This window comes from Streptomyces sp. NPDC001796 (assembly GCF_042892355.1).
Taxonomy (GTDB): Bacteria; Actinomycetota; Actinomycetes; order Streptomycetales; family Streptomycetaceae; genus Streptomyces.
This window is the reverse complement of record NZ_JBIAUC010000001.1, coordinates 447,375-465,602: the sequence shown is the minus strand read 5'-3', so window position 1 is coordinate 465,602 and position 18,228 is coordinate 447,375. Positions and strand designations below refer to the sequence as shown.

The 18,228-nt window shown below is 71.6% G+C and carries 17 protein-coding genes; 9 read left to right on the top strand and 8 right to left on the bottom strand.

The window, feature by feature from the left end:
• Window positions 1-21 precede the first annotated feature (21 nt).
• From ACFYZE_RS02075 to ACFYZE_RS02065, 3 genes are all read right to left on the bottom strand, one after another.
• Entirely contained in the window at window positions 22-1,056 is a 1,035-nt protein-coding gene (locus ACFYZE_RS02075; RefSeq protein ID WP_388987111.1) for an endonuclease/exonuclease/phosphatase family protein, read from the bottom strand.
• A gap of 205 nt (window positions 1,057-1,261) precedes the next feature.
• Complete coding sequence (locus tag ACFYZE_RS02070) at window positions 1,262-1,891, bottom strand: TetR/AcrR family transcriptional regulator (protein ID WP_388987109.1); 630 nt, start codon at window positions 1,889-1,891, stop codon at window positions 1,262-1,264.
• Window positions 1,892-1,984: 93 nt separating this feature from the next.
• Window positions 1,985-3,574: an MFS transporter gene (locus tag ACFYZE_RS02065; protein WP_388987107.1), complete on the bottom strand. Its 1,590-nt coding sequence runs from the start codon at window positions 3,572-3,574 to the stop codon at window positions 1,985-1,987.
• Between the two features lie 263 nt (window positions 3,575-3,837).
• On the opposite strand from ACFYZE_RS02065, the gene panB reads away from it, so the two are divergent.
• From panB to ACFYZE_RS02050, 3 genes are all read left to right on the top strand, one after another.
• Complete coding sequence (gene panB / locus ACFYZE_RS02060) at window positions 3,838-4,725, top strand: 3-methyl-2-oxobutanoate hydroxymethyltransferase (protein ID WP_388987104.1); 888 nt, start codon at window positions 3,838-3,840, stop codon at window positions 4,723-4,725.
• Between the two features lie 326 nt (window positions 4,726-5,051).
• Window positions 5,052-6,077 (top strand): ATP-binding cassette domain-containing protein, encoded by a 1,026-nt coding sequence (locus ACFYZE_RS02055; protein ID WP_388987101.1) that lies wholly within the window; start codon window positions 5,052-5,054, stop codon window positions 6,075-6,077.
• Window positions 6,074-6,892, top strand: coding sequence for an ABC transporter permease (locus ACFYZE_RS02050; protein WP_388987098.1), 819 nt, complete (start codon window positions 6,074-6,076; stop codon window positions 6,890-6,892). The genes ACFYZE_RS02055 and ACFYZE_RS02050 overlap by 4 nt, the downstream gene beginning before the upstream one ends.
• Before the next feature lie 28 nt (window positions 6,893-6,920).
• Here ACFYZE_RS02050 and ACFYZE_RS02045 read toward each other — a convergent pair whose 3' ends face one another.
• The gene (locus ACFYZE_RS02045; protein WP_388987096.1) at window positions 6,921-10,202 is read right to left on the bottom strand and encodes a BTAD domain-containing putative transcriptional regulator; all 3,282 of its coding nucleotides are present in this window, start codon (window positions 10,200-10,202) and stop codon (window positions 6,921-6,923) included.
• A 144-nt stretch (window positions 10,203-10,346) separates the two neighbouring features.
• On the opposite strand from ACFYZE_RS02045, the gene ACFYZE_RS02040 reads away from it, so the two are divergent.
• Complete coding sequence (locus ACFYZE_RS02040; RefSeq protein WP_388987093.1) at window positions 10,347-11,147, top strand: site-2 protease family protein; 801 nt, start codon at window positions 10,347-10,349, stop codon at window positions 11,145-11,147.
• On the opposite strand, the gene ACFYZE_RS02035 is transcribed toward ACFYZE_RS02040, so the two are convergent.
• Both ACFYZE_RS02035 and npdG read right to left on the bottom strand, forming a co-directional pair.
• On the bottom strand, window positions 11,137-11,331 hold the full coding sequence (locus tag ACFYZE_RS02035) for a hypothetical protein (RefSeq protein WP_388987091.1): 195 nt from the start codon (window positions 11,329-11,331) through the stop codon (window positions 11,137-11,139). The two genes, ACFYZE_RS02040 and ACFYZE_RS02035, sit on opposite strands and share 11 nt — an antisense overlap.
• Before the next feature lie 113 nt (window positions 11,332-11,444).
• Complete coding sequence (npdG, locus tag ACFYZE_RS02030) at window positions 11,445-12,149, bottom strand: NADPH-dependent F420 reductase (protein WP_388987089.1); 705 nt, start codon at window positions 12,147-12,149, stop codon at window positions 11,445-11,447.
• A 203-nt stretch (window positions 12,150-12,352) separates the two neighbouring features.
• Between npdG and ACFYZE_RS02025 the strand changes: the two genes are divergently transcribed.
• Window positions 12,353-12,955 (top strand): hypothetical protein, encoded by a 603-nt coding sequence (locus tag ACFYZE_RS02025; protein WP_388987086.1) that lies wholly within the window; start codon window positions 12,353-12,355, stop codon window positions 12,953-12,955.
• Window positions 12,956-13,075: 120 nt separating this feature from the next.
• Here the strand turns inward: ACFYZE_RS02025 and ACFYZE_RS02020 are convergent, their stop codons facing one another.
• Complete coding sequence (locus ACFYZE_RS02020) at window positions 13,076-13,306, bottom strand: hypothetical protein (protein WP_388987084.1); 231 nt, start codon at window positions 13,304-13,306, stop codon at window positions 13,076-13,078.
• Between the two features lie 60 nt (window positions 13,307-13,366).
• Here ACFYZE_RS02020 and map point away from each other — a divergent pair, with 60 nt between their 5' ends.
• On the top strand, window positions 13,367-14,224 hold the full coding sequence (gene map, locus ACFYZE_RS02015) for a type I methionyl aminopeptidase (protein ID WP_388987081.1): 858 nt from the start codon (window positions 13,367-13,369) through the stop codon (window positions 14,222-14,224).
• Between the two features lie 116 nt (window positions 14,225-14,340).
• Entirely contained in the window at window positions 14,341-15,009 is a 669-nt protein-coding gene (locus tag ACFYZE_RS02010) for a heme oxygenase (biliverdin-producing) (protein ID WP_388987078.1), read from the top strand.
• A 2-nt stretch (window positions 15,010-15,011) separates the two neighbouring features.
• Here ACFYZE_RS02010 and ACFYZE_RS02005 read toward each other — a convergent pair whose 3' ends face one another.
• Complete coding sequence (locus ACFYZE_RS02005) at window positions 15,012-15,656, bottom strand: PhzF family phenazine biosynthesis protein (RefSeq protein WP_388987075.1); 645 nt, start codon at window positions 15,654-15,656, stop codon at window positions 15,012-15,014.
• 145 nt (window positions 15,657-15,801) lie between these two features.
• On the opposite strand from ACFYZE_RS02005, the gene efeO reads away from it, so the two are divergent.
• Window positions 15,802-16,944: an iron uptake system protein EfeO gene (gene efeO, locus ACFYZE_RS02000; RefSeq protein WP_388987073.1), complete on the top strand. Its 1,143-nt coding sequence runs from the start codon at window positions 15,802-15,804 to the stop codon at window positions 16,942-16,944.
• Window positions 16,945-16,962: 18 nt separating this feature from the next.
• Window positions 16,963-18,228, top strand: coding sequence for an iron uptake transporter deferrochelatase/peroxidase subunit (gene efeB / locus ACFYZE_RS01995; RefSeq protein ID WP_388987070.1), 1,266 nt, complete (start codon window positions 16,963-16,965; stop codon window positions 18,226-18,228).

Sequence of the window (18,228 nt, the reverse complement as noted above, 5' to 3'; positions counted from 1 at the left end):
CAGGCCCAGTATTCCGCGGGGTTAAGAAGTGGTGACGTTCACACGTGCCGCCACCGGCAGATGGTCGCTCCCCGTCCGCGGCAGCGTCCACGAGCTCACCGGGTCCACGCCCCTGACCATGATCTGGTCGATCCGGGCCATCGGGAACGACGCCGGCCAGCTGAACCCGAATCCGCTGCCGGCCGCGCCCTGCGTGGAGCGCATCTGGGAGGTGACGGCGTTGAGCGCTCGGTCGTTCATCGTGCCGTTCAGGTCGCCGAGCAGGATCACCTTGTTCAGCTTCTCGTCGGCGATGGCCTCCCCGAGCGCGTCCGCGCTGGTGTCCCGCTGCCGCGCCGTGAACCCGGCCGCCACCTTGACCCGTACGGAGGGCATGTGGGCGACGTAGACGGCGACCTCGCCCTCCGGCGTGTTCACGGTGGCCCGCATGGCCCGCGTCCAGCCCAGCTTGATGTCCACGGGCTCGACCCCGCTCAGCGGGTACTTGCTCCACAACCCGACCGTGCCCTGCACCGAGTGGTACCGGTACGTCGACGCCAGCGCCCGCTCGTACACCGGCACCGCGGACGCCTTCAGCTCCTCCAGCGCCAGCACGTCCGCCCCGGACCCGGCCACGTCCCGGGCGGTGCCGGACGGGTCGGGGTTGTCGGCGTTCACGTTGTGCGTGGCGACGGTCAGGTCGCCGCCGCTGCCGCTCTTGTCGCCGAGCAGCCCGCCGAAGAGGTTCAGCCAGACCGTCACGGGCACCAGCACCGCGATCAGCGCCGTCGCCGACTTCCGCAGCAGCGCCAGGATCAGCAGCAGGGGCACGCCCACGATCCCGAGCCAGGGCAGGAACGTCTCCGTCAGGGAGCCCGTGTTGCCGATCCTGTTGGGGATCTGCGCGTGCAGCAGCATCACCAGCGCGAGGACCACCGCGAGCGCGGCCAGGACGATGCCGCGGCGCCAGATGCCGCGGTCACCGCGCAGAGCGTCGTACAGGCGCCGGAGCCGGGATCCCCCGCGGCCCGGCCCCGTGCCGCCGCCACCCGTCTCCGTCACGTACGCCTGCGCCATACCGTCGCCTCACACCTTGCCGTGCACACCGTCGTCCCCCCGCGGTAACGACCCTAGGGGATGATCGGCTCCGTCCCTGCCGCCCCATGGCGGCCGTACGCGGACGAGGACGAACAAGGCGGCGCCCGAAGTTCCGAACGGGGGTTCCCGAGGGGCCTTCTGTGACGAAACGCGTACATACGCGCGGGAAACCGGCACGTGGGCGTTACGATGTGACGGGTCGTAGGCCTTCCAGGGCCGTGTCGACGATCCGCTCGCTCAGGCCCTCCTCGAGCGGCGCCTCGGGGCGCAGCAGGGAGCGTACGAGCATGGGGGCGACCAGCATGTCGTTCATCAGATCGAGGTCCACGTCCGTGCGCAGCTCGCCGTTCCGCTGTCCGCGACGCAGGATGTCGAGGCTGAGCCGGCGCCGGGGTGCTATGACGGTCGCGTGATAGGCGGCCCAGATCTTGGGGCTGGACTTCATCTGCGCCTGCACGGTGCGCAGGATCGCCGAGGAGCGGCTGGCGAGGGCGCGGTGCCGCAGCCACTCCAGCAGCATGACGAGGTCGTCGCGCATCGAGGTGCCCGGCAGCTCGGGGTCCTCGGGGTCGGCGGAGCGCAGGACGTCGACGAAGAGGTCCTCCTTGTTGTTCCACCGCCGGTAGATGGTGGCCTTGCCGACGCCCGCGGTGCGGGCGATGCGCTCTATGGACAGGTCGGCGAGGGACACGCCGTCCTCGATGAGTTTCATCACTCCTTCGATGATGGCCCGCTCGACGGCCTCGCTGCGTGGACGTCCGCGCACGGGCCACTCCTGCTGCTGGGTACGGGGCCTGCTGTCGGCGAGGCTCACGTTCGACTCCGTCCTTGGCGGGCGGTGGGATGTTCCGCCGCTGTCTGTCGTCAACGGGCACCCGGCTGTGCGAGTGCCCGTCTTGACGTACCGTCAGTGATCGGCCGCGACCAGCTCCGGCTCCTCCGTGCCGGTCCGCGCGGGTGCCTTCCCGGGCAGGAAGAGCGCGACCACCACGGCGCCGACCACCGCCACGCCCGCGCCCCACAGTGCGGTGACGTGCATGGCGTGCAGGAAGGCGTCGTTGGCCGGGGAGACGAGCGCCCTGCCCTTCGGGCCGAGCCTGGAGGCGACGCCGAGGGTCGCCTCGATGGACTCGCCGGCGGTGTGGCGTACGCCGGCCGGCAGGAACGTCAGCTTGTCCTGGATGCCGTCGCGGTACGACGTCGACAGCACCGAGCCGAGCACCGCGATGCCGAGCGCGCCGCCGACCTGGCGGAAGGTGTTGCTGAGCGCGGACGCCGAGCCGGCCTTCTCGCGGGGAAGGGCCTGCATTATGACGACGCTGGTCGGGGTCATGATGTGCGCCATGCCGGTGCCCATCAGGAAGAACAGGACCTCGAGGATCCAGATGGGCGTGTCCGCCGTCAGGGCGGCGAACGCGGCGAGCATCGCGGCGATGATGAGCATGCCCGCGGTGGTCGTGGCCTTGTTGCCGAACCGGTCGACCAGCAGCCGGGCACGCGGCGCGAAGATCAGCTGTGCGGCGGCCAGCGGCAGCAACAGCAGACCGGCCTGCAGCGGCGAGTAGCCGCGCACGCTCTGGGTGTAGAAGACGGAGAAGAAGGTCACGCCCATCAGCGCGAAGAAGACCAGGGAGATCGCGGTGATGGCCGAGGAGAAGGCCTTGTTCTTGAAGTAGCCGACGTCGATGGACGGGTGGTCGCTGCGCTTCTCGAACACGACGAAGAGCGCGAGGACGGCTAGGCCGGCCAGTATGGTGCCGATCACCTTGGTGTCGGTGAAGTCGGCGAGCTGGCCGCCCTTGATGATGCCGTAGACGAGCAGGACCAGGCCGACGACGGACAGGACCACGCCGATCGGGTCGAGGCGCCCCGGGTTGGGGTCGCGGGAGTCGGGGACCAGCCAGATCATCAGGGCGAGCGCCAGGATCACGATCGGCACGTTGATCAGGAAGACGGAGCCCCACCAGAAGTGGTCGAGCAGCACCCCGCCGGTGATGGGCCCTATGGCGATGGCGAGGCCGACGCCGCCGGCCCAGATGCCGATGGCCTTGGGCTGCTCGTCGCGCTCGAAGACGTTCATGAGGACGGCGAGCGTGGCCGGCATCACGAAGGCCGCGCCGAGTGCCATGAGGGCGCGGAACGCAATCAGCTGATCGGGTGAACCGGACTCCGCGGCGAGCGCCGACCCCGCGCCGAACACCACGAGACCGGCCAGCAGCGCCTTCTTCCGGCCCAGACGGTCGCCCAGCAGCCCCGCGGTGAACAGCAGCCCGGCGAAGACGAGCGTGTAGGCGTTGATGGCCCACTCCAGCTCGCTCTGGGTGGCGCCGAGGCCGGTCGGCGCGGGGGTGGAGATCGTCTTGATGGCGACGTTCAGGATGGAGTTGTCGAGCACCACGATCAGCAGGCTGAGCATCAGCGCGCCGAGGATGGCCCACCGGCGCCGGTGCACGGCATCGGGCACCCGCCGTTCGACAGGGGCAGCAGGGGTAGTCATATGAGCGAGCCTAGGCGACTTCCGATACGGAACCGTCTCGTATCGGAAGTCTTTACGGACTCCTTAAGAAGAGACCTTGGTCACGTGTCGAACGGCCCAATCCAGGAGACGCGGGTCCGGCCGCCCGGGGTTGAGCGGGCCCCCCTCCCGGCCGGACTCCGGGTGCGCCCCCTGCCCTAGCCGCGCGTGGCACGAGGTGCCACCATGGGAGTGGTCCGGGGACGCCGTCAGGGCGCCTCGAGATGACAGAAGGAGCCGTTGCGATGACGCAGCTTTCGGCTGCCCAGGGGCAGCATGCTCAGGGCACGCTCAGGTCCTCCGACAGCAGCAAGGCGCTGTACGGAGGGAAGAGCACCCGCCGCATCACCGTTCGCGACATCACCGCCGCCAAGGAACGCGGCGAGAAGTGGCCCATGCTCACCGCCTACGACGCGATGACCGCGTCCGTGTTCGACGAGGCCGGCATCCCGGTGATGCTCGTCGGCGACTCGGCGGGCAACTGCCACCTGGGGTACGAGACGACCGTGCCCGTCACCCTCGACGAGATGACCATGCTCTCCGCCGCGGTCGTACGGGGCACCAGGCGCGCCCTGATCGTCGGCGACCTGCCCTTCGGCTCGTACCAGGAGGGCCCGGTGCAGGCGCTGCGCTCGGCCACCCGGCTGGTGAAGGAGGCCGGGGTCGGCGCGGTGAAGCTGGAGGGCGGCGAGCGCTCGCACCGCCAGATCGAGCTGCTGGTGGAGTCCGGCATCCCGGTCATGGCGCACATCGGCCTCACCCCCCAGTCCGTGAACGCCATGGGGTACCGCGTGCAGGGCCGCGGCGAGGAGGCGGCCGCGCAGCTGCTGCGGGACGCCAAGGCGGTGCAGGACGCGGGAGCGTTCGCGGTGGTCCTGGAGCTGGTCCCGGCGGAGCTGGCGGCCGAGGTGACGCGGGTGCTGCACATTCCGACGGTCGGCATCGGCGCCGGTCCGGACACGGACGCGCAGGTGCTCGTGTGGACGGACATGCTCGGGCTGACCGGGGGCCGGGTGCCGAAGTTCGTGAAGCAGTACGCAAATCTGCGACAGGTGATGGGCGACGCGGCCAGGGCGTTCGCCGAGGACGTGGTGGGCGGCACGTTCCCGCTCGAGGAGCACTCGGTCCACTGACGTTCGCCGAGCGTCCACACGGCTGAGCCCCACAAGGCCACCGCCCCGCGCCCCTTCAGGTGGCGCGCGGCAGCCCGCCGATCTTCCCCCGTCGGCGGGCTGCCGCCTTTTGCGCCTGAACCGGCGCCGCTTTCGCGGACCTGGTTGCTCGACCCCTTTTGCGCCTGAACCGGCACCGCTTTCGCGGACCTGGTTGCTCGCCGTCGTGGTTCCTCAATTGATGGTGGCGGTGTTCGTCGGGGAGTTGTCGGTGCTGTCGGCGGACGATGGGTGGGGTGTAGGTGCGCTGTCGGTCGTTTGTCGGTGGGGCCTGAGACCTTCGTGGCATGACGCGAATCGACAACACCCCGAACGACGCCGCACCGGACGCGGCCGTCACCGTGCGGGGGCTGGTCAAGCACTACGGTGAGACCAAGGCGCTGGACGGCGTCGACCTCGATGTGCGCGAGGGCACCGTCCTCGGCGTGCTGGGGCCGAACGGTGCCGGCAAGACCACCCTCGTGCGCTGCCTGTCCACCCTGATCACCCCGGACGCCGGCCACGCCGTGGTCGCCGGCTACGACGTCGTACGGCAGCCGCGGCAGACACGCCGGGTGATAGGACTCACCGGCCAGTACGCCTCCGTGGACGAGAAGCTGTCCGGTTTCGAGAACCTGTACATGATCGGCCGGCTCCTCGACCTGCCCCGCAAGGAGGCCCGCGCCCGGGCCGACGGGCTGCTGGAGCGGTTCTCGCTCACCGAGGCCGCCAAGCGCCCGGCATCCACGTACTCCGGCGGTATGCGCCGGCGCCTGGACCTGGCCGCCTCGATGATCGGGCACCCGGCGGTGCTCTACCTGGACGAGCCGACCACCGGCCTCGACCCGCGCACCCGGAACGAGGTGTGGACCGAGGTCAAGCGGATGGTCGCCGAGGGCGCGACCGTGCTGCTCACCACCCAGTACATGGAGGAGGCCGAGCAGCTCGCCTCCGAGCTGACCGTCATCGACCGCGGCAAGGTCATCGCGGGCGGGGCCATCGACGAACTGAAGGCCAAGGTCGGCGGCCGTACGCTGCGTGTCCGCCCGGCCGACCCGGCGGAGCTGCGCCCGACGGCCACGGCGCTCGACGAGTTCGGCCTCACCGGTCCCGGCAGCGCGACCGTGGATACCGAGACCGGCACCGTCCTCGTGCCGATCCTCAGCGACGAGCAGCTGACCGCCGTGGTCGGCGCGCTCACCGCCCGCGGCATCACGCTCGCCGGCATCTCCACCGAACTGCCCAGCCTGGACGAGGTGTTCCTGTCCCTCACCGGCCACAAGGCCGGTACCGCGCAGGACTCGTCCCCCGCCCGTGAGGAGGTCGCGGCATGAGCGCCACCACCTTGACCGCACCCGCCGCCCCCGTCTCCGAAAGCCGTATCGGACTGCGCGCGAACCTGCGCCACATCGGTGCCCTGGTCCGCCGCAACCTGTTGTGGATCCGGCAGGACCCGGAGTCCATGTTCGACGCGATCCTGTTCCCGATCATCTTCTGCCTGCTGTTCGTGTTCGTCTTCGGCGGCGCGATCGCGGGCACCCACAACCGGCATGCATACGTCAACTACGTGGTCCCCGGCCTGATGGCGATGATGGGGATGAACATCGCGCAGGGCGTCGGCACCGGATTCAACGAGGACTTCCACAAGGGCGTGATGGACCGCTTCCGGTCCCTGCCGATCAGCCGCGCCTCCGTCCTGGTCGCGAAGATCACGGTGGAGCTCGGGCGGATGCTGTTCGCCACTGCGGTTCTGCTCGCGGTGGGCTTCATGCTCGGACTGTCGGTGTCGAACGTCCCGGGCCTCTTCGCGGCGATCGGACTGTCGGTCCTCTTCGGGTTCGGGGTCATGTGGATCTTCCTGACCCTGGGAGTGGTGCTGAAGAGCGCCCAGGCCGTCCAAGGGATGGGGTTTCTCGTGCTGATGCCGTTGCAGTTCGGTTCGTCGATCTTCGCTCCGACCAACACCATGCCGGGCTGGCTCCAGGCGTTCACCGACTACAACCCGCTGTCGACGCTCGCGGACGCCGCCCGGGGTCTGATGAACGGGGGCCCGGTCGCCCACAGCGTGCTGGTGACCCTCGCCTGGTCGGCCGTCCTCACGCTGGTCATGGCGCCGATCGCCATCCGCAAGTTCAACAACAAGAGCTGACGCCCGGCCCGAGCCCAGCCGGTCCGCGTCACACGAGGGCGGCGGCCTCCTCCAGAGTGAGGCCGCCGCCCTCCGCGTACGCGGCCTCGTAGGCCGGGTCGCCCAGCGCGGCCCGGGCGCCCGCCTCCGCCCTGGCGCGTGCGTCCAGTTCCGCGGGTGCCCGGACGTGGCCGGGCGGCAGCAGCCCGTCGGCTGCCGCCACACACCGGGCCGCGTCCCCGGCGCGACGCCCGCCGTCCACGCCGGCGAGCGCGATCGCCGCGGTCACCAGATGCACGGAGGCCATGTGCGGAGCGATCAGCAGGCTCATCCGGTCCGCCGCGCGTGCGAGTGCCGTGCGCACCTTGACGAGCGCCTCCTCGTACCGCTCCTCGACGGCGTCCAGCCAGGCGTCCAGGCCCATCACCATCCCGTCGAAGACCGCGAAGGACATGGCGCCGAACTCCTCGCGGACCGCCTGGAGTTGCTCGCGCGCCTCGGCGACGCGGTCCGTCCGGCCGAGCCACATCACCAGGAAGATCCGGGCGAACGGCACCGCGTCCGTCGCGCCGTGGCGTTCCTCGATCACCTGGCGCAGCAGCCGCTCACCCCGCTCGGCCTCCCCCGCGTCCAGCAGGGCGCTGCCGAGGCGGGCGCCGAGCACGGCCATCTGGGAGAGGGCACCGAGCTGTTCGGCCTGACGCTGCGCGGCTTCGTAGTCGGCGGCGGCGAGCAGGTAGTCACCGCGGCGTTCGTTCGCCTCACCGCGGGCTGACAGGGCCTCGGCCGCGCCCCAGGCGTCGCCGAGGCGGCGGAAGATCTCCAGCGCCTCGTCCGCGTCCCGGGTCGCGTCGCCCGCCCAGTCGACGCGGTTGGCGAAGATGTTGGCGCGCAACTGCAGGGTCTGGGCCAGCTCCCAGGTGTAACCGAGCTCGCGGCAGGTGCGGACCGACTCGTCGAGGACCGTGCGCACACGCTCCATGTCCGTGGTGAGCAGAACGGCGAAGAACCACAGGAACCCGGGTACCCGGCAGGTCTGCGGCTGCCCGGGGCGGTAGGTCCGGCTGATGACGCTCAGCTTCTCCTTGGCCTCGGGCGTCTCCCACGCCTGGATGTCCATGTCCATGCAGGCGAGGTGGACGAGATGCGCGCCGCGGCGGGCCTCGTCGAGGACCTCGGGGCGCATCGGCGGCGGGGTGTCGGTGGGCCGGTCGAGCAGGTCCGGCACCGGACGCGCGGGCGAGGTGAACGGGTCGGGGCCCAGGGCCATGACCGCGGTCGACCAGGCGCGGGCCTCCGTGCGCAGGTCCCGCATCTGCCAGTACCAGCACAGCGAGAGCAGCAGGCACAGCGCCTCCTGCTCGTCGCGGGCGGCGACTGCGCGGCGCAGGGCGGTACGCAGGTTCTCGTACTCGAGCTGGAGGCGCTCGACCGCCGGCCGTTGCTGCGAGGAGCGCAGCAACGGGTCGGTGGTGCGGGCCAGTTCACGGTAGTGGGTGAGGTGCGCGCGTTCGGCGTCGGACCGCTCACCCGACTCGTCGAGCCGTTCCCCCGCGTACTCGGCGACCGTCTCCAGGAGCCGGTAGCGCATCGCGTCGTCGCCCGACGGGGCGGCCACGACGAGGGACTTGTCGACGAGCGAGCCGAGTGCCTCCAGGGCGGCGGGCCCGCACACGGCCTCGGCGGCGGTCAGGTCGCAGCCGCCGGAGAAGACGGACAGCCGGCGCAGCACCGCGCGTTCGTCCTCGTCGAGGAGGTCCCAGGACCAGTCGACGACGGCCCGCAGGGTCTGCTGGCGCGGCAGCACGGTGCGGCTGCCGGAGGTCAGCAGCCGGAAGCGGTCGTCGAGCCGGTCGGCGATCTGGCGAGGGCTGAGCATACGCAGGCGGGCGGCCGCCAGTTCGATGGCGAGGGGCAGCCCGTCGAGGCGGCGGCAGATCTCGGCGGCGGCCTCGGGGTCGTCCTCGACGCGGAAGCCGGGGCGAGCGGCGGCGCCGCGGTCGGCGAGCAGTTCCAGCGCGTACGGCTGCGGCAGCGGCTCGACGGGGCGCAGCACCTCTCCGGGGACGCCGAGGGGTTCCCTGCTGGTGGCGAGGACCGTCAGGCCGGGGCAGCTTTCGAGCAGATGTGCGACGAGGTGGGCGGCGGCGTCCACGACGTGCTCGCAGTTGTCGAGGATGAGCAGCATGCGGCGCCGGGCGCAGTGCTCGGCGAGGCGGACGAGGGGGTCGTCGTGCCGGTCGGCGACGGCGCGCATCTCCTCGGCGCCCGCGCCGCGCAGCACGGTCTCGCGCGCGCCGACGGCGGTGAGCACGGCCTCGGGCACGGCCTCGGGGTCGTCGACGGGGGCGAGTTCGGCCAGCCACACACCGTCCCGCAGTTCGTGCGCCACCGTCTCTGCGGCCTCCTGGGACAGCCGCGTCTTTCCGGCGCCACCGGGCCCGAGCAGGGTGACGAGCCGGGCGTGGGCGAGATCACCGCGAAGGGCGTCGATGTCGGTGTCGCGCCCGACGAAGGAGGTGAGCCGGGCACGGAGGTTGCCGGGAGGTGGGGGCGCGGCGGGGGTGCCCCCGCGGGGCGGGACCGCGGTGGGCGCGGCGCCCGGGGCATGCAGCAACTCCTCGTGGAGCGCGCGCAGTTCGGGCCCAGGGTCGGAGCCCAGCCGGTCCGCGAGCAACCGCCGTACGTCCTCGTAGGCGGCGAGGGCCTCGGCCGGGCGGCCCGCGTCGCGCAGGGCGCGCAGGCGCAGCGCCTGCAGGGGCTCGTCCAGGGGGTGCAGGTCGCACAGGGCGGTCAGCTCGGGCAGGTGCTGCTCGCCGTGGCCCAGGGCCAGCCCGGCGGTGAGGCGGGCGCGGCGCGCGTCGAGACGGCGGGTCTCCCAACGGGCGGCCTCGGCGGTGCGGCCCGGCAGATCGGCGAGGGCGGGGCCGCGCCACAGCGCGAGGGCGTCGTCCAGCACGGCCGCCGCCTTGGCGGGGTCGCCGTCGGCCAGTGCGCGCAGGCCCTCCCCGGTGAGCCGCTCGAACCGGTGCAGGTCGACGTCGTCCGGCGCGGCAGTCAGCCGGTAGCCGCCGTCCACGGACTCCACGGCGTCCGCACCGAGCGCCCGGCGCAGCCGCCCGACCAGCGCCTGCAGCGCGCCGGGGGCGTCGGCGGGCGGGTCGCCGTCCCAGACCTCGTCGACGAGCAGGGCGACCGGCACGGCACGGCCCGCCCGCAGCGCGAGCACGGTCAGCAGGGCACGCAGCCGCGCCCCGCCGACGGGCAGGGGCGTGCCGTCGGGGCGGAGTGCCTGGGTGGTACCGAGAAGGCGATAGCGCACGGGTGTCATTCTCTCCGCCACCGTCACCGGCGGTCACGGGGTTTCCGCGTGGCGCGGCGCGGGCACCGGAACTCGGCCCCTCCGGTGAGACGTTTTCCCGGTGCGCCCGGTACGGTCGGGCCGTCGCCGTATGCGTAGAGATCAGGGAGACCCATGACCACCGCCGCCGCCCGGCGCAGTGACCGCAGGATCAGTCCCGTGTTCGTCGGGATCCTGGCCGTGACGGCGGTCACCGGCTGGGCCACCTGGAGCGGGTTCGCCGAGCAGCCCGGCGTCGCCGTGTTCCTGTTCGTGACGGCCGCCTGGGTGGTCTCCCTGTGCCTGCACGAGTACGCGCACGCCCGCACCGCCCTGCACAGCGGCGACATCTCGGTCGGCGCGAAGGGCTACCTCACGCTGAACCCGCTGAAGTACACGCACGCCCTGCTGAGCATCGTGCTGCCGGTGGTCTTCGTGATCATGGGCGGGATCGGTCTGCCGGGCGGCGCGGTGTTCATCGAGCGGGGCCGCATCCGCGGCCGCTGGCGGCACAGCCTGGTCTCGGCGGCGGGGCCGCTGACGAACGTGGTGTTCGCGGCGCTTCTCACGGCCCCGTTCTGGCTGGGCGCCCTGGACGGGGTGCCGCGGGACTTCCGGTTCGCCCTGGCCTTCCTCGCCCTGCTGGAGGTCTCGGCGACGATCCTGAACTTCCTGCCGGTGCCCGGGCTGGACGGCTACGGCATCCTCGAGCCCTGGCTGCCGTACAGCGTCCGGCGCCAGGTGGAGCCCTTCGCGCCGTTCGGCCTGCTGTTCGTGTTCGCGCTGCTGTGGGTGCCGTCCGTCAACAGCGCGTTCTTCGACGTGATCGACGCCATCCTGAACGGCCTGGGCATCGGCGACTTCGACCGGTACTGCGGTCAGGCGCTGTATCGCTTCTGGCAGGGCACCAACGAGTTCTGCTCGGTCAGCCCGTGACGGACTTCGCCCCGTCCGAGCGGCCCGCGCGACCGCGCCTGAAGTAGTACCAGGTCATGTTGGACGAGACGCCCGCGAGCAGGATCCACACGATGCCGAGCCAGCTGCCCTGGACGAAGGAGACGACGGCCGCGGCCACGGAGAGGACGCAGACGGCGAGGGCGTAGAGGGCGAGGCGGGGCATGTCGGTCGGCTCCTGTCGGGGGACACTGCTCGGAATACTCGGAACTGCTCGGAACTGCTCGGAATGCTCGCAACCACCCGGAACCGCTCCGACGACCAGTGTCCCCCATCCGGTCACACGTCCGTGATCCGGAGCCCGGCGTGTGCCTTGTACCGCCGGTTGACGGAGATCAGGTTCGCCACCAGCGACTCCACCTGGTGGGCGTTGCGCAGCCGGCCCGCGAAGATGCCGCGCATGCCGGGGATGCGTCCGGCCAGCGCCTGCACGATCTCCACATCGGCCCGCTCCTCACCGAGGACCATGACGTCCGTGTCGATCTGCTCGACCTCCGGGTCCTCCAGGAGGACGGCGGACAGGTGGTGGAAGGCGGCGGTGACCCGCGACTGCGGCAGCAGAGCGGCGGCCTGCTCGGCGGCGCTGCCCTCCTCCGGCTTCAGCGCGTAGGCGCCCTTCTTGTCGAAGCCGAGCGGGTTGACACAGTCGACGACGAGCTTGCCGGCCAGCTCCTCGCGCAGCGACTGCAGGAGCGGGCCGTGGCCCTCCCACGGCACGGCGACGATCACGATGTCGCTGCGCCGCGCGGTCTCGGCGTTGTCGGCTCCCTCGATGCCGTGGCCGATCTGCTCGGCTGCGGCCTGCGCGCGTTCCGCGGCACGGGAGCCGATGATCACCTTCTGGCCGGCCCGGGCGAGCCGGTAGGCGAGGCCCTTGCCCTGCGGCCCGGTGCCGCCGAGCACGCCGACGACGTGTCCGGAGACGTCGGGGAGGTCCCAGGGGTCCTTGGCGGGGGCCTTGGATGCACTGTCGGTAGAGGTCATGAGCCGACTCTACGTGCGCCCCGGCCGGCCGCGCCGCTCAGGTGAGGGCCGTCATGGGGTCCGGCGGACGGTGCCCCTGCGCAGGGCCGGTGGTGGGGGTGGTGGTGCTTCTGGGGCCGGTGGTCCCGATCCGTCCCCGGGCCGGGGGAATTCACGGGGAACTCCCGCTCCCCCAGGGGCCGTTTGCGGCAGGATGCCTGCGTATGGACGCCGTACGGGTCGCCTTGCTGCGGGAAGTGCTCGCCGGGACCGAGTGGCCGGTCGCCACCCGGCGGTTCGCGGGGTCGCTGCGCGGGTCGGTGGTGTCGCACGGGGGCGGGCTGCTGCTCGTCGGCACCCAGGACTACGAGCCGTGGCACCTGGCGGCGCACCTGGTCGACGAGGCGGCCTGGTCCGGTACGCCGGAGCTGTCCCCGACGCTGGTGCGGCACGCGGCGCGGGCCTCGGATCCGGCGCATCTGGCGGTGGGGCTGGGACGGCTGTCGGCGGCACGGCGCGGGGAGACCCTGCTGGTGGTGTCGCCCGCCGCGCCGGGGGCGGGGCTGCTGGAGCGGGTCCACGACGCGCGGCGGGCCGGGGCGACGGTGCTGGCGCTGGACGCCGGGGACCGGGACCTGACGGCTCTGGCCCACGAGTCGCTGGCGGTGCCCGAGGACACGGATCTGGACCTGGACACGGTGCAGCACCTGGTGAGCGCGGCGGCCGGGGAGAACCGGCTGCCGGCCCCACGGGGACGGCGCCGCTTCCGGGACCGCCTGTCCCGGCTGGCGGACCAGCTGACGGAGCCGCCGCCGGCGCGGTGGTAGCCGCCGGGTGATCCGGTTGCCCGGGCGCCGGGCCGGTGGGCACCCGCCCGCCCGAAGGGGCAGGCGGATGGGGGGACCTCCTGTCTCAGCGCAGCGGCGGAGGCGTGCGCGAGCCCCCGCTCAGTCCCCCTCCCGTTCCGCCGGAGGCGTGTCGTGCCAGCGCGGGTCCGTCTCCCACTCGACGTTCCGCTCCCGTGCCGTCTCCATCGCGTGTTCCGCCTCCTGACGGGACGCGTACGGGCCGAAACGGTCCTTCGCCGGGCACTCCGGGCCCTCCTCGACCTTCTGGTGGACCAGGCAGTAGTACCACTCGCCCGGCTTGCCGACCGTACGCTTCCTGAACAGCGCCATCGCAGGAGCTCCTTTCACCACGGCCATGGTCCCGCACGGCCGCTGGATAGACTCGCTGGCATGTCTGGCCAGTCGCTGCTCGTACCAGGAGAGCTGTCTCCCACCCGTTCCGTCCCCGGAAACATCCGCCGCCCCGAGTACGTCGGCAAACCGGCGCCCACCCCGTACACGGGGCCCGAGGTGCAGACCCCCGAGACCGTCGAGGCGATGCGTGTCGCCGGGCGGATCGCGGCGGGGGCGATGGCCGAGGCGGCGAAGATCATCGCCCCGGGCGTCACCACGGACGAGCTGGACCGGGTCGCCCACGAGTACATGTGCGACCACGGCGCCTACCCCTCCACCCTGGGCTACCGCGGGTTCCCCAAGTCGCTGTGCACCTCGATCAACGAGGTCATCTGCCACGGCATCCCGGACTCCACGGTCCTGCGCGACGGCGACATCATCAACCTCGACGTGACGGCGTACATCGGCGGCGTCCACGGCGACACCAACGCCACCTACCTGGTCGGCGACGTGGACGAGGAGTCCCGGCTGCTCGTCGAGCGCACCCGCGAGTCCCTGGCCCGTGCCGTCAAGGCCGTCAGGCCCGGCCGTCAGATCAACGTCATCGGCCGCGTCATCGAGTCGTACGCGAAGCGGTTCGGATACGGGGTCGTGCGGGACTTCACCGGTCACGGGATCAACTCGTCGTTCCACTCCGGGCTGATCATCCCGCACTACGACAGCCCGCACGCGACCACGGTGATGCAGCCGGGCATGACCTTCACCATCGAGCCCATGCTCACGCTCGGCACGCACGAGTACGACATGTGGGACGACGGGTGGACGGTCGTCACGAAGGACCGCAAGCGGACCGCGCAGTTCGAGCACACGCTGGTCGTCACGGAGACGGGCGCGGACATCCTCACGCTGCCGTAGCCACGCCGCACCCCTCGGAGCCCGCTCTGTCCACAGAGCGGGCTCTTCGGCGTGGGCCGGCGGCGGATCGCGGGTAGGCTCTTGCCGACAGGATGTCGGCAAGACGCGGAGGTCCCATGAACACCCCGGAGACGGCCGGCACGGCCTTCTCGGCGCTGATCCGCACCGCGTCGCAGGGCGAGCACCGGGAAGCGAACACTTCAGCGTTCATCACCGGCCTGCTCGGCGGCAGGCTCGGCGTGGACGCGTACACGCGGTACACGGAGCAGCTGTGGTTCGTGTACGAGGCCCTGGAGTCCGCTGCCGCCCGGCTGGCGGGCGACCCGGTGGCCGGGCCGTTCGTGCGGCCGGAGCTGTTCCGGCTGACCGCGCTGGAGCGGGACCTGACGCATCTGCGCGGACCCGGGTGGCGGGCGCACCTGGCGGCGCTGCCCGCGACGCGGACGTATGCGAACCGGGTGCGGGAGTGCGCCGAGCAGTGGCCCGGCGGATACGTCGCACACCACTACACCCGCTACATGGGCGACCTCGCGGGCGGCCAGATCATCCGCGACGTGGCGGAGAAGACATGGGGCTTCACCCGGAAGGGTGACGGGGTGCGCTTCTATGTGTTCGACGGGATCCCCAACCCGGCGGCGTTCAAGAGGACGTACCGGACGCTCCTGGACGGCATCGGGGTCGACGACTTGGAGAAGCAGCGGGTCATCGCCGAGTGCCGTCGGGCGTACACGCTCAACACGGCGGTCTTCCGGGCTCTGGGCGAGGAGTTCCCACTGAGCGCCTAGGGTCAGCGTTCCAGGAACACCCTGCCCCCGACCTCCACCCACCCCTCCGGCTGCGGCGCCGTGAGGATCTGTGAGCCGGCGCCCTGGCGGATGTTGAGCGCGCGGCCGAGCCGGGCGGTGAGCAGGAGCGCCGCCGCGCCCGTCGCCTCGTCCTCCTCAATGCCGTCGTCGCGGCCGGGGAAGGCCCGGGCGCGGACCCGGCCCGCCGACTCGTCCTCCCACGCCCAGGCATAGATCCACTCCCCCGGCGGTGGGACGGGCAGACCGTCCACCTCGGCGGCCGTCGGGTACTGCCGCAGCGTGCGCGGCGGCGCCCACTCCGGGCGGGCCTCGATCCAGCTGAACTCGCCGTCCTGGCGCGCCCCCACCACACCGGCCGGAGTGAGGAGTTCCGGCAGATCGAGCAGCCAGGCCGTGCCCACGCAGGGGTGCCCGGCGAACGGCAGCCGCAGCGTGGGCGTGTAGATGTCGATGATCCCGCGCTCGGGGTCGTCGACGAACACGGTCTCGCTGAAGCCGAGTTTGGCGGCGAACGCCTGCCGCTCGTCCTGCCCGGGCATCAGCGAACCGTCCCGGACGACGCCGAGTTCGTTGCCGTAGCCGCCGCTGGGTCCGCAGAAGACGCGCAGCACGTCGTAGTCAGTCACCGGCGCATTCAAACATCAACCGGGAGCGAAGGGCGGAGCCCCGATGACCCCAGTGAGACCTGAATCACGGTCCGGGCGGGTATGAGGCAGGTAATGCTCAGTTAAATTAGGCAAGCCTCACCAAACCATTCTCTCTGGAGCCTGCATGCGAGCCGTTCGACTCTCCGTCGTCACCGCCGCCGCCACCGCGGCGGCTCTGACCGCCGTCACCGGATGCACGGAGAAGAGCACCGCTGAGGGATCCGACCGCGCGATCCGGGTGACCGCCACCGACTCGAAGTGCGAGGTGTCCAGGAAGGAGTTCCCGGCCGGGCACGTCGAGGTGGCGGTCGAGAACAAGGGCGCCAAGGTGACCGAGGTGTACCTGCTCTTCCCGGACGACCGGATCGTCGCCGAGCGCGAGAACATCGGCCCCGGCACCAAGCAGACGGTCACCGCCGAGGTGAAGGCCGGCGACTACCAGATCGCCTGCAAGCCCGGCATGACGGGCAAGGGCATACGCCAGACCGTCACGGCCACCGGCGGCGGCAGCGCCGCCAAGCGCGACCCGCGCCTGGACAAGGCCGTGGCCGCCTACCGCGCGTACGCACAAGCGCAGGCCGACGAGACGCTGCCCAAGGTGAAGGTGTTCACCGACGCCGTGAAGGCCGGTGACCTGGAGGCGGCGAAGAAGGCGTACGCCCCCTCGCGTCTCGGCTGGGAGCGCACCGAGCCGGTCGCCGAGTCCTTCGGCGACATCGACCCGAAGGTCGACGTCCGCGAGGACGGCCTGGAGGGCGGCCAGAAGTGGACCGGCTGGCACCGTCTGGAGAAGGCCCTCTGGCAGGACAAGAAGATCGGCGCCGAGGAGAAGGCCCTCGCCGACCAGCTGGTCACCGACCTGAAGGAGTGGCAGGAGAAGGTCGGCACCGCCGAGATCACCCCGACCTCCATGGCCAACGGCGCCAAGGAACTCCTCGACGAGGTCGCCACCGGCAAGGTCACGGGCGAGGAGGAGCGCTACTCGCACACGGACCTGGTCGACTTCAAGGCCAACGTGGAGGGCGCGCAGAAGTCGTACGAACTGCTGAAGCCGGTCGCCGACGCGAACGACCCGGCGCTCTCCAAGGAGCTCGACAAGCAGTTCGCCGCGCTGGGCGCCCTGCTGGACAAGTACCGCTCGGACAAGACCTCCTACGACTTCGTCTCGTACGACAAGGTCACCAAGGACCAGCAGAAGGAGCTGTCCGACGCGGTGAACGCACTCGCCGAGCCGCTCTCCAGGCTCGCCGCCGCGGTCGTGAAGTAAGCAGGGGGGGGCAGGACGATGACCGATGCGCAGATGACCGAGACCCGGGGGAGCAGTCCGTCGCGCCGGGCACTGATCGGCTGGACAGGCGCCGGGCTCGCGCTCGGTGCCGCCGCGGCCGGGGGCGCGGTGGCGGCGGCCAATGCGGGCAACGACGTGGATCCGGCCGCAGCGGAGGCCGGTGGCGCGGTGGAGTTCCACGGCGCCCACCAGGCGGGCATCGCCACGCCCGTGCAGGACCGGCTGCACTTCGCCGCGTTCGACGTGAAGACCGACGACCGCGCCGAGTTCGTGCAGATGCTGAAGGACTGGACGGCCGCGGCCCGGCGGATGACGGCCGGGCAGACCATCGGTGAGGGCGCCTACGGCGGGCTCGCCGAGGCGCCGCCGGACGACACCGGGGAGGCACTGGGTCTCAAGCCCTCGCGGCTGACCCTGACGATCGGCTTCGGGCCTTCGCTCTTCGACAGGTTCGGGCTGCGGAACAAGCGCCCCGAGGCCCTGGTCGACCTGCCGAAGTTCCCCGGCGACAACCTGGACAGGTCCCGCACGGGCGGCGATCTGTGCATCCAGGCCTGCGCGGACGACCCGCAGGTCGCCGTGCACGCGATCCGCAACCTGGCCCGCATCGGCTTCGGCAAGGTCGCCATCCGCTGGTCCCAGCTCGGCTTCGGCAAGACCTCCTCGACGACCCCGGACGCACAGACGCCGCGCAACCTCTTCGGGTTCAAGGACGGCACCCGCAACATCGCGGGGACGGAGACGGACCGGCTGAAGAAGTTCGTGTGGGTGGGCGACGGGGACGGGCCGGCGTGGATGACCGGTGGCTCCTACCTGGTCGCCCGGCGGATCCGCATGAACGTCGAGACCTGGGACCGGACCTCGCTGCAGGAGCAGGAGGACGTCTTCGGCCGGGACAAGCGCGAGGGCGCGCCGGTCGGCAGGGCGAAGGAGCACGACGAGCCGTTCCTGAAGGCGATGAAGCCCGACGCGCACGTCCGGCTCGCACACCCCGATTCCAACGACGGCATCACCATCCTGCGCCGGGGCTACTCCTTCACCGACGGCACCGACGGCCTCGGCCGCCTGGACGCGGGCCTGTTCTTCCTGGCCTACCAGCGCGACGTGCGCAAGGGGTTCATACCGCTCCAGCGCAGGCTGGCGGCGCACGACGCGCTCAACGAGTACATCCAGCACGTGGGTTCGGCCGTCTTCGCCATCCCGCCCGGCGTCCGGGACTCCGGCGACTGGTGGGGCCGCACCCTGTTGTCCGAGGAGGCGTAG